The organism is Chromobacterium sp. Rain0013 (genome assembly GCF_015291765.1).
GTDB lineage: Bacteria > Pseudomonadota > Gammaproteobacteria > Burkholderiales > Chromobacteriaceae > Chromobacterium > Chromobacterium haemolyticum.
Window position 1 is genome coordinate 3,986,864 of the sequence record NZ_CP031514.1, and the last position, 11,278, is coordinate 3,998,141.

An 11,278-nucleotide genomic window follows, 5' to 3' on the forward strand; every position below is an offset into this window, starting at 1 on the left:
TCCTAGTCAGCTGTGGTGTCAACTGCATAAACAGGAAAAGCACGACCTCATTGAGTATTCGCATGAATTTCACTAGTAATTCTTACTTCAACACCAGCATACCTTCCTACTTGAAAGCCATCATCACCTCGCATTTCAAATCCGCAGCGCATTCGCGCGGTGATTCCATCACCCGGCTCTGAATCACCGCCAGTTTTTTGCTGAGCGCTCTTCGACCTAAGCAGTCGCTTAAGCCCACAATGAGTAATAGCTGCTTTCACATCGGGAAAGCAGCTATTCGCGTATCTAGTAAATGAGAGGCAATTCAGGCCATCAGAACTCGTACTTCTCTTTGCGCTGAATGAAGGCATCGCGCCCGCCTTCCAGAATGCTTGCCACCTGATCTCGAATCACAGGAACGTCAATCGAGCCTTGTGCTTCCAGTCCGAGACACCCTTGATTCTCAGCGGCTGTGAACACGCCAATCCACTCGGCATCTCCAAACACGGGGATGTTCGCGTTGTGTGTCGCGAACAAAAACTGTCGGCCAGTCTTGGCCTCCCTGAGTTCGCTGACGATTCGATCCGCGATGAAGGCGTTGTCTAGGTTATCCTCAGGCTGATCCATCAGAAGGGGATCGACATTCTCAAGCAGCAGCATGTGCAGGATTGCCGTGCACTGCTGGCCTGTTGAGAGCTTGTTGAGCGGCCGGAATACCGGATCGGCTTGGCCGTGAGCGACATTCAAAAAGATGTCCACGCGATGCTTCAGCTCCAAGGCCTCCAACTCCATCAGCTGAGACAAATGGAGCTTGGTGAGTGCGTCCGCCACAATCTGCGTGACGCCGCAATCGAGTTGCACGTCGGCAGACCCTTTCTGAATCGACTGGGCCAGCGACAACGGGGTGATCGTCTCGGCGTTCTCAATGAACGCAAGCCGCTTTTCGCCCACACCGTCCAGCCTACAACCAAGCAGGAACGTCATCAATGGCGTGCGGTCAGCCTCCGGCACAATTTCAACCTTGAGCTTGCCTTCAAGCCGCCTGTTCAGCTTCTTCGCAGCCTTCTGCAACACTTGTATGCGCTGTCCACGTAAATTGGACTGCTCGGCCAACAAGTTGCGCCGCTCCTGACGCAAGACGTCGCGCTGGGACTCGTGGTTAGTTGCCCGCGACTTCATGGGCTTGATGCGCTCGACCTCCCCCATCAACTTCTGATAGGCAACACCGACCTCCTGCCCGCTCTTTCCCGCAGTGGCGGGCAACGTCCGCAGCGCCTTCTCCAACTCGGCCTCGTGCTCCTGAATCGCCTGCTGCCATGCACCATGCTGGGTGGTGAACTGTCCTGCCCTGTCATCAAGGAAGGCCTGCATAGTGGTCAGATGGTCGGTGAACCCCTGCTTGAGTCCATCCAGCGTAGCGCGCATAGCGAGCAACTGGACAGCATCAGGCAACCCCTCAAGGGCCTCATCGTTGATGAAGTCAAGGTCAGGCAAGCAGTCACGCAGGTCTGAAAGCGCGTCACGAAAGCTCTGCACGCCATCGGTCGCGGTCTTGGCAATCTCTCGTTCGCGTGCAAGCAATGAGGTCTTCGCCAGCTTCTCCTTGATCCCCAGCTCATCAAACCCGCGAAGCTGCTCTTCCAGCTTCGGCAAGAGCTCAACCTGTGCATTCAGCTCGTCAAGATCGGTCAGGGACTTCATGAGCTTCTGCTGGTTGTCCTTCAAGCGCCTATGCACGTCGGCGCTCTTCGCCTCGTACTCCCCGTCTTGAGGAAGAAAGCGATCCAGCAACTGCACTCGGCTGGTTTCATCTTGGGCCAGCTCGTAAATCTCGTTCTGCCCATAAATGTCGATGCCCGGCAGCAAGTCGCGCGGAAGCAGGGTGGAGACATTGCCATCAATGTCACGCACCATCGGCGGCTCACCATGACGGCGCGAGATGGTGTACTGCTTACCGTTCTGGGCAGAGGACACTACTGTCAACTCAACCCGACCGGCCGAGCGACCAAGGTTCTCCTTGATGATCTCTTGATGGAGCTTCTGAGCCTGCTTGCCTTTGGGTGGCAAGTCCAAGGCGAAGCGCAGGCATTCGAGCAAGGTTGACTTGCCCGTTCCACGGCCGCCGATCACCGTGTTGAGATGGTCTGAAAAATCCACCCGGACGCCATCAAGGTAGCCACCGGCCACCGTCATGCGTACCACCTTGCCAATTGGGCTTTGGGCCTGCTGCGAGTTGAGCCGGACTCGCGACCCTGGATCAAGGAAGGCGACCTTGAACGCAGCGAAAGTAGGCCGTGTCATCTTGATGAAGCACGTTGCGCTCGGCTGATCCAAGTCATCAGGCTTGGCTACATCCTTGGCATTGATCGCTGCCACAGAGCGCTCACGCCGGTAGCTGTCGTCCTTGTTCAAAAACACCTTGCGATAGAAGTCCCCCTCGATGCTCGTCAGGTCGTCTATCGACCCCGGAATCTGGGCCGCGCGCAGCTTGGAGTGCTTCCATACGTGGTTCAGGCGGTTTTTCAGCAGCCCATTGTCCTGCGTGCAATGTGCGGCGTAGATGAACCCGCCCAATAGATCGACCTCTTCGATCAGTTCTTCCGAACTCAGCCGAGAAGGCCGGATGCCATTCGCTGGATCATGCAGCTTGAGGTTGCCAAGGTAGCGATCAAGCTGCTGCACTGTGGTGTCCTCGGGGAAGAGGCAGACATAATGTGTCTTGTCGTTTGAGGCGATCTCGAAGCCGGGAAACACCACGATCCCGTGCGGCTGTAGCACCTGACGCAAAGCATCGACGCTGGCCACGCTGCCGTGGTCGGCTAAACCGACAACCTTGATACCCAGCTCAAGGCACTTTTGAAGCAGAGCTTGATTGTAGCCGCCCTCATCCAGTCCGTGATCCGCTCCCCGGTAGGTACCGTTGTAGCCGACAGGATTAACCTGTAGCGCGCAGCGCCAAAACCTCGCGTAGGTGTGTTGATCGCTCATGAGAGATTCTGCTAGTTAGCTAACATCAGTTACAATAGCACAATGGCATATGCTTTGACTTTGGCCGAACTCCAGACTAGTTCTCTTAATCAAGGATGGCCACCATCGGCACTTGGGGTTAGAAATGGCCAGCTACAACCGGTACCCTTTCTTGGCTAGCGGGCTTCGGCAAGCTGCGCATACGCTTTGTTCAAGCTGGCTTTCTCATTGATCTGCCTACGATTTATCGACAGGTTTTGTTAGCGGGCCTAAGGCCTGCCATGAGGCGATTGCTACGCGAGATGCGATCGGGTGTATTCTGCCCCGCAAGAATGCGAAGCCATGAAAAGGTTTGCTGGGCGTGCTGGCTCGGAGCGAGATTCTGCGGACCACCAAGCGTCTAGGGTAGAGCGATCTGGAGGCGCTGGAGCAGCTATCATCGCCGCAGCCTGGTGGAAACCAAGATTCATTGCTTCAAACTGCTGGGTGAAGGATGACCGCCTAGTGCTTCTATGGTCAAGTGGCTGAGCTGCAGGACGCTCTGTCATCTGAAACCGCTTCAGCATGCTGGGCCGTCCTCGAACAGTGGCTGCGGCGTAAATCTGATTGGGGAAAGGGAGCACTCGCCCTGCCTGTGGTTTGTGTAACAGAGCCGGTAGGCAGCGAACAGGTCATTCTTGATGGCTCATCGGACACGGCCGAACGAGGTTCAGGACGATGTAATTATACCAGTTGGCTGGTGCATCGAGGTTTTGAGTTGCCCTAGGGTCTGTGCAATTCATGGATTTACGTAACAAAGCATACAATATCTCCACTATCTCACGATATCACATCATCTGATATTAGGTCGGCGTGCCGCGGAAGCGGCTTATCCCGGCACAGAAAAGATGGCTGATTTACCTCCCTATAGTGCAAAATCTCACGCATCCAAGTGGTATTGTTATAATTGGGGTTTTTTATTTTTGATTCGATTAATCCCAATATATACTTCGCTCTTGGCTCGCCATGTAATGCGGCTCGTCTATACCAACGAATAGCCATAGAATAATCAATGCCTACGCCTTCCCCCTTATGATAAAAGGTACCTAAATCATACATTGCATGTGGCTCTCCCTGCTCGGCAAGCATTCGTACATCCTGGACTCTAAATCTCAGTCCCTTTATGGCTTGCAAACACATTAGATTAAGTGCTGCAGGTGCTAACCCCTTATCTGCAGCGCTAGTATACCATTTTAAAGAGCTATCCAATGCCCCCCCCATTTTTCCTACTTCATACCATATACCAAGCTCATTCTGAGCAAATTTATCGCCAGCATTAGCTGCATCCAATATATATCGATTGCCAATCTGCTCATTGCCAGAGGCTATTTCAATCAGGCCTTTTAGATATAAGTATTTTGATCCAATGATCTCATTAGCCTTCTCTAAATATGCTTTCGCAATATTTAAATCTTTTGGCACTCCGCGTCCAATCAGATAAAGATATGCGAGTGCAAAATCAGCATTACTGTCACCTACATCTGCAAAATTTCTCCATATAGCTGCTGCCCGTTGGAAGTGGTGCTCCGCTTCATGTCTATTTGACTTCAAGCCTAGACGATAAGCGACAAGAGCCTCATTCTCAATTACTTTTTTTTCAGCAGCTTTTTCCCTGTCGCGCAAAATACTTTCAACACGGAGAACGGGTTCAACCCCACCTGGGTTATCTCCCGTAATAATTACAGGCTCCTTTTTTTCTTTCCCTCCCCCCAAGTCAGGCATCTTTTCTTCGTGCAACACAAAGATTGCAGCTTGACAATTTAAGATCCAACCTAGAATACATAACTGCGCACCAATGTTATAAAGAATCTTCATTTCTTACCTTTATTACTTTTTGAACCAGCAGGAGAAATACCTATTTGTATTTCTACATGACTAAGGCTACCAGCCTTTAATGCAACCATACTGTCATTGATAGATTCCATACTATGACCGCCAGGAAGTGGCTCTAATCCAGCACCTAGCAGTGGTGCCGGCAATAAGTCAAAAACGCCAGCGTTCGCTGCATAACAAGATACTCTTTCCTTACCTGCCCGTTCTGCGCGAATTTGGAATCCAGCATCCTGATCTGGGATATAAATACTCGTCCTTGCGCGCACATCGCTAGCAGGCTGCATTGGATTAGGAAATATTTGAGAAACTACACCAGATGCATCTTGATAATAACAACGTAAAGCCGCACTGCGCCCTAAACTGATTTCCAGCTGAATTTGGTCGTTCACTAAAATAGTGTTTCCATTTTTAGAGCGCAAATCCATTGAAATAGGCCCCTGAGCGGGGGCATAGCCCGCAACTACAGAACTACTAATATCTGCTTTTGTATTTGAAAATTTATGAATATTATTAATAGGCGCGGCGGCACCAAATACATCGACAGGCACTTGAGCTGCAATCATACGCTCATAAGTTGGAAAACCCAACAGTCCAGTAGCAGGCAAGTTATTATCCATTTGATATTGTGCAATCGCTTTTTTTAGGTCAATACTTGAGCGACCATCAATCTCTTTTTCAAAATATGCCTGACGACGCAATATAGTCTGCGCAAATCGAAGCAGTTCTTCTGGCGAGGTTGACCGATACCAAGAATGCAGCTCTCGTTGGAACTCAGGCGCAGACTCTCCTAATGCAAGACATTTCCAATATGGCAATTTTAACCACTTCCCAACCAATTCAATCATTCCTAAATCTACCAGCCCACGAATTGCGATTCCAGTTCCTTGACTATGATCTTTAGAAAAAGAAAATTGAACACCTGTCTTTAAAATAGAACCGCCACCATCAAATGCCCCTCCACCTTTAGCGACAATTGCAGAATTAGCAGAATACAGCCCTGGAATTAGAGTACGCGTTTGCATTTCCCCAAGGTGCAGCTCCAAAGCTATTACAGATGCATTAACATCTGAATCCGTCGCAAAATCTGAATTTATTTCTTTACCCTTGATTAAACTATCAACTGATAGGCCTAGGCTATTTCTTTTGGCAATTATATTTTGATCTACATAACTGATTGCACCAGAAACATATACACTGGGAGGGGTTATGGATAATGCATTCATTCCCAGCAATAAGCTGCTCAAATACTGAACAGTATCCTGATGTGTGAAACTCACCTCATAGTCTACAAACTTAAACGCCCCACTACGCTGTGACATTTGGGATAAAGACGTGATAACAATATCTTTAACCGAAGCACCCGCCTTCCCTGAAGAATCAGCAATAGATTTACTGGTAATAAGAAACGGGCCTTGTTTCGACTCTGCTAACATATCATCCATACAAGCCAATGATTGACTAAATGAACTAATCGAACGAATAGGTTCTACTACTGGACTTCCCTCTGAATACGCTGATTTTAAAAACTCTTTATTATCTCGCGGTGACAACGTACACCCCGCGACAGATATAGCGACAATGGATGAAAGCAAACGACTTAGTACCTGACTGGACATTTTATGATACCGGCTCCGTCTATCCAAAATTTCTTTCCTACGTAATTTCTTAACATTCATTAACTACAACCCCCTTTATAATGACTATATTTTCTTTTGGGGTACGCCCGCCTGCACGCATATCACCTGTATTTATATTCCCAATTGATGTAGAACAATTTTTACGCCTAAAGCCATTGTCATTTTTTTTCTCAATAGTTAGCTCGCTATTACCAGTTCCTCCGTCAGAAGCTCGCAACACTCTATTTCTCGCCAATGCAGATGTGACCTTCGCATTTTGTGCTGGATCTACTCCTTTTCGAGTTGCAATCTCTTCTGCAAAAACAGCCCCCTTAAACACTAAGAAATTAATTAGAAAACATGATGCGAAAGTAATTATTATTTTCATGACATCCTCACATGCGGCGGCCATCAATAATATCCTTGGCCGCCGCAACAATTAATAACTACATGCACTATTTGCCAGTGACTGTTCCAACACTCAACTCAGCCTCGCTCCCAGGCATAGCCATATTTAAAAGAGCACCATTATTCACATCCAGCGTTTGAGTATTGTTCCCACCAATTTTTACATTACCCTCAACTGATGCCGCACTCAATTTCGCCTTAGATACCATGCCACTAGACATGTTAAGAATTGCACCATTTTTAACCTTTACTGCCTGCGTGTTATTTCCTTTTATTTCTACTTTCGCATATGCTGCGCTAGTGAAGCCCGCCATAATAGCAATTGCAATTAGCTTTTTCACAACAACCCCCTAAGTAAGTTTAATCGAACCTTGCCAATATAATGGCACAACCTTTAGATAACACACATGATCCTCAATATGAAAATACATGCAACAAAAGACTATCAATTTGGATCAAATCAATCTATCGAAATAAATAGAAATCCACCATGCAAGCAGCACGCTGCTGTCTTTAACCAAAATTTCATATTGATGGAGGGGCGTGTACTGGCTTTGGTGTAAACGGACATTTAGCAGGAAACTGCCACCTAATCTGGTACACAATAAGCTCGAAATTTCCTCCATCACCGACGCTGTCAGCAAAAAGGTAAAAGCTTGGCAGGCTCCCTCCCTGGATTCGTTCTATCCGGTCACCTACCTCGGCTGTATCCACGTGGAGGTGGGTTAAGGGGCTGTACGCGTGAAGGCCACCTATCTCGCCATCGGCGTTACCCTAGCTGGAGAGAAGTAGGTGCTGGGGATGTGGTTGGCTCAGACGGAGGAAGCCAAGTTCTTGCTTCTGGTCGTGACCGAGCTGCGTAACCGGGACGTACAGGACATCTTTATTTCCTGCGCCGATGGCCTGAAGGGTTTCCTGGAGGCTATCGAAGCTGCCTTCCAGAAAGCAGCTGTGCATCGTGCTCATGGTGCGGCACAGCTTGAACTACATGTTGTGGAAGCGTCGTCCGGAAGTAACCTCCGACTTGAAGCGAATCTACCAATCGTCCACGCTCGACGAAGCAGAGCAACGGCTAGCCGAATTCGAGGCAAAGTGGGATGGGGAGTATCTGCTAATTGGCCAGTCCTGGCGGCGTAACTGGACCGGGTTGACGCCATTCTTCGACGTCCCGCCGGAAATCAGGAAGGTGATCTACACCACCAACACCTATGCTATGAGCGCTGGTTACAAGCATTTCTCGGCAGTAAAACACCGTGTAATAGATGAAATAAGGCATGCAATACGGGCCATACGATACAATGTAGATAACAAGCACAACAGACCCATAATAGATATTGCGGACTCCAGCGCGTCTGGCCAGTCGTGCCAATAGTGGCTGTCCATTACTAGCTGCTAACGCTGGAGGTGACGGCATTGAATGCTAACCTGCTCCCCATAAACAGGGCCATCCGAAACTTAGTAAAGTTCGTCTTGTACTAGGAGAACGAACTTGAAGAAGCGGTCACGGAGGAACAAATTATCGAGTTTCTGAAGCAGGCCGAAGCCGGCGTGCTGGTGAAGGAGTTGTGCCGGCAGCATGGCTTTAGCGATGCCTCGTTCTACAACTGGCGGGCCAAGTTCGGCGGCATGGAGGTTTCAGATGCCAAGAGGCTGAAGGAGCTCGAAACCGAGAATGCCCGGCTGAAGCGCTTGCTGGCCGAGGCTATCTTGGACGCCGAGGCACTCAAAGTCGCACTAGGGGTAAAGCGTTAACCCCGCAACAGAAGCGTGAGGCGGTGCAGCGGATGCGCGAGATGACCCCTATCTCGAAGCGACGGGCCTGTCGGCTGGTGGGGTTGTCACGCAGTGTCCATGTCTATCAAGCACGAACGATGGTCAGGAATGCGCAGTCGAAGACACGACTAATCGAGTTGGCCCAGAAGCGGCACCGGTTTGGCTATCGCCGCTTGCACATCCTTCTGAGTGCGGGTCAACCACAAGCGGGTCTACCGGCTGTATCGTGAAGCGGGCTTGATGGTTAGGCGACGGAAGCGGCGTCATGGCGTTGCCGTGGAACGAGAGTCCTTAGAACGGCCAGATCGGTCCAATGCGGTGTGGTCAATGGACTTTGTCTCAGATGCGCTGGCCAATGGTCGACGCATCAAGGATGCTCACTATCGTGGATGATTTCAGCAAGGAATGCATCGCCGTGGTCGCAGATTATGGGATCTCGAGGCTCAACGTGGTCCGAATGCTGGAGCGGGCAGCCTGATTCCGGGGATAGCGGCCATTTTTCATTGGTCACACAGAAGTCAGCTTTGGCCGAGGAACATCCCCTAGGTTACGTCGAGCGTCAGCAGTGAACCTCTCTACTAGATGGCCACTACTAGCCGAAAGACTAAGTACTTTACACAAGCGATCTTTACTACTCCGTCTTCCCATGACGATTTTCCCCAAATAAATCATCAGCATGATGAACAATTTGCTGATATATAGTTCCGGTTACCGTTCTGACTTACACCTGAGAGTTATTTGTAAAGTACTCCTCCCAAACCCCCGCCCTGCGGGGGTTTATGCATTTGAGTTACGCAAAAATTGTTGATCATAAAAAGCTAAGTTGTACATCATTCAAATCTGTCAAGTTTGCCGGGGCTGTTGGGAGCCTGTCCCGAACAGGAGCTCAACATGCGTGCATCCACATTGGATGCCTAAACTTGGCTGATCAGCCCAGATCGACAGCTTGGATCACATCCACATAAGAACTACGGGGCACCTCGAATAACCCGAGATTTTCAGTGAGCCCAGCAGCAACATGATTGCCGCAATCACATTCGGCGCAACTTCCGAGATGAACTGCCGTTTTTTGGGGCGCGTCACGCGATTTTTTGCTCGGTTCTCCGCTCAAACCCGGCAATCCAGGCGAGTTCGAGCATCAGAAGGCTTGGATTCCCGCCTTGCGGAGAAATACTAATCGCTTCAGGTTGTAGCAGGTCGCCATCATCGTCAGCGCGAAGTTCGCACGCGCTTGGCCAATCGTGCGGACTAACTAGCCGCCCATTTGCTCGATCACGGCGAACACATGCTCGACACGAGCACGCACCTTGGCAATGCGCTGGTTACGTCGCTGCTGGCAGTCGGACAGCGGCTTATTGGTGTACCCCCGGCGCTGAATCTGGTTCCGGAATCCGTCCTGCGCAAGCTGAGCTTCACGCGCTTCAGACGGGTAGCCGCGGTCGGCGTAAATGTCCCGGCTTGTGTTGTCGGTATCGAAGACCTTGTCGAAATGCTGGCTGTCGTGCGTGCTAGCGGTATCGGTCTCGAACTTGCGAATCAGCTTGTATTTGTTGTCGACGTTCACCGACAGCTTGTAGCCGAAATAGGATTTGCCGTGCTTCTTGGTCCAGCTTGCATCCTGGTCCTTCTGGCGCCGCTTGGCCGGTTTCCAATCGGCCGGCGTCGCGACCTGATCGAGCAGTTCTTTCTCGCCGCGACTGTGGTGCTGCTTCGGCGCCGGCACCAGCGTCGCGTCAATGATCTAACCGCCGCGTGCGATATAGCCCTGCTTGAGCAACTGGGCTGACACACCGTCGAACAGCACATGAGCGCCGGTCTTGCCGATCCGGTTCTCGAAGGTCCAGATCGTGGTGCGGTCGGGGATATTAACGGCGTGGCTCAAACCGCAGAAACGCTGGTAACTCATACGGTCGAGCAGTTGATACTCCATCTGCTCGTCGGGCAGGTTGTAAAGCCGCTTGAGCACCAGAATCCACACCATCGTTTCGGTCGGAAACGGTGGCCGACCGCCCTGCGGGCTGACCGGTCTCGGTGCCACCCGGTCGATCTCAGCAGCTAAAGCAGCAAAGTCGATGTGCTGCTCGATCTCGGAGAGCGGATCGCCCAGCCGGTCGATCTTCGTGGCGGTGATGATCGGCGGCGAACAGGTCGTTCTTGATGACGTTACGCTGTTTCATCGGGCTCAAGCTCGGCAAGGTTCAGGACAGCGTAATTTTAACAGCAGGTGGGCTCGTCTAGGTTTTTCGAGGTGCCCTCTCATAGGAGTATCCCTAATGTCCCAAGCACTTCCCCGCGCCGTCATTACCGGCCCAAGCCTCACGAAACCCAGGCCACACAACTACCCTTCGTCCGCTACCTGCCGCAACGCGGTCAGCCCCACCATTGGCAGATGCCGCCCGCCGACGACTACGTGGACGCCTGCGCCTACGGCCGCGAATGCGCCGCCCACCTGGCCCAGTACCTGAAAGACAATCCGGACCGCCACAGCAAGGGCCTGCTCGGCAAGATCGCCATGGTACTGGGCGCGCTGCGCTGCGACGTCTTCCAGCACGTGGACAGCGTGCACGCGCTGCAACGCGCGTTAATCGCCAAAACCGAACTGGAAGGCAAAACGCCCGGCCGCAATAGCTAAGGCGTAAAAAAGCGGCGCGCCGGATTGGCGC

The 11,278-nt window shown here is 51.1% G+C and carries 6 protein-coding genes and 4 pseudogenes; 4 read left to right on the top strand and 6 right to left on the bottom strand.

Annotation, left to right across the window (positions count from 1 at the left end):
• Nucleotides 1-312: 312 nt before the first annotated feature.
• Nucleotides 313-2,967 (bottom strand): TrlF family AAA-like ATPase, encoded by a 2,655-nt coding sequence (locus DXT74_RS18200; protein WP_194426688.1) that lies wholly within the window; start codon nucleotides 2,965-2,967, stop codon nucleotides 313-315.
• A 250-nt stretch (nucleotides 2,968-3,217) separates the two neighbouring features.
• Here DXT74_RS18200 and DXT74_RS18205 point away from each other — a divergent pair.
• A pseudogene (locus tag DXT74_RS18205) lies at nucleotides 3,218-3,437 on the top strand (IS5/IS1182 family transposase); the annotation flags it as partial.
• A gap of 328 nt (nucleotides 3,438-3,765) precedes the next feature.
• Here DXT74_RS18205 and DXT74_RS18210 read toward each other — a convergent pair.
• The 4 genes from DXT74_RS18210 to DXT74_RS18225 all read right to left on the bottom strand — a co-directional run bounded on the left by DXT74_RS18210 (nucleotide 3,766) and on the right by DXT74_RS18225 (nucleotide 7,183).
• On the bottom strand, nucleotides 3,766-4,800 hold the full coding sequence (locus DXT74_RS18210) for a tetratricopeptide repeat protein (protein WP_161523453.1): 1,035 nt from the start codon (nucleotides 4,798-4,800) through the stop codon (nucleotides 3,766-3,768).
• The gene (locus DXT74_RS18215; protein WP_194426689.1) at nucleotides 4,797-6,494 is read right to left on the bottom strand and encodes a DUF4384 domain-containing protein; all 1,698 of its coding nucleotides are present in this window, start codon (nucleotides 6,492-6,494) and stop codon (nucleotides 4,797-4,799) included. Before DXT74_RS18215 ends, DXT74_RS18210 begins: the two co-directional genes overlap by 4 nt.
• Entirely contained in the window at nucleotides 6,484-6,822 is a 339-nt protein-coding gene (locus DXT74_RS18220; protein WP_194426690.1) for a hypothetical protein, read from the bottom strand. The genes DXT74_RS18215 and DXT74_RS18220 overlap by 11 nt, the downstream gene beginning before the upstream one ends.
• A gap of 67 nt (nucleotides 6,823-6,889) precedes the next feature.
• Entirely contained in the window at nucleotides 6,890-7,183 is a 294-nt protein-coding gene (locus DXT74_RS18225) for a hypothetical protein (RefSeq protein ID WP_194426691.1), read from the bottom strand.
• A 274-nt stretch (nucleotides 7,184-7,457) separates the two neighbouring features.
• Between DXT74_RS18225 and DXT74_RS18230 the strand changes: the two are divergent.
• Together DXT74_RS18230 and DXT74_RS22935 are read left to right on the top strand one after the other, a co-directional pair.
• A pseudogene (locus DXT74_RS18230) lies at nucleotides 7,458-8,046 on the top strand (transposase); the annotation flags it as partial.
• Nucleotides 8,047-8,357: 311 nt separating this feature from the next.
• Nucleotides 8,358-9,090 (top strand): annotated as a pseudogene (locus DXT74_RS22935) (IS3 family transposase); the annotation flags it as partial.
• A 663-nt stretch (nucleotides 9,091-9,753) separates the two neighbouring features.
• Here the strand turns inward: DXT74_RS22935 and DXT74_RS18240 are convergent.
• Nucleotides 9,754-10,792 (bottom strand): annotated as a pseudogene (locus DXT74_RS18240) (IS5 family transposase).
• A 212-nt stretch (nucleotides 10,793-11,004) separates the two neighbouring features.
• On the opposite strand from DXT74_RS18240, the gene DXT74_RS18245 reads away from it, so the two are divergent.
• On the top strand, nucleotides 11,005-11,247 hold the full coding sequence (locus DXT74_RS18245; protein ID WP_194426692.1) for a hypothetical protein: 243 nt from the start codon (nucleotides 11,005-11,007) through the stop codon (nucleotides 11,245-11,247).
• Nucleotides 11,248-11,278 lie beyond the last annotated feature (31 nt).

Excerpts from the sequence above, each read along its gene's own strand:
- DXT74_RS18215 (WP_194426689.1), bottom strand. The coding sequence starts at position 6,494 with ATGAATGTTAAGAAATTACGTAGGAAAGAAATTTTGGATAGACGGAGC.
- DXT74_RS18210 (WP_161523453.1), bottom strand. The coding sequence starts at position 4,800 with ATGAAGATTCTTTATAACATTGGTGCGCAGTTATGTATTCTAGGTTGG.
- DXT74_RS18200 (WP_194426688.1), bottom strand. The coding sequence starts at position 2,967 with ATGAGCGATCAACACACCTACGCGAGGTTTTGGCGCTGCGCGCTACAG.
- DXT74_RS18245 (WP_194426692.1), top strand. The coding sequence starts at position 11,005 with ATGCCGCCCGCCGACGACTACGTGGACGCCTGCGCCTACGGCCGCGAA.
- DXT74_RS18220 (WP_194426690.1), bottom strand. The coding sequence starts at position 6,822 with ATGAAAATAATAATTACTTTCGCATCATGTTTTCTAATTAATTTCTTA.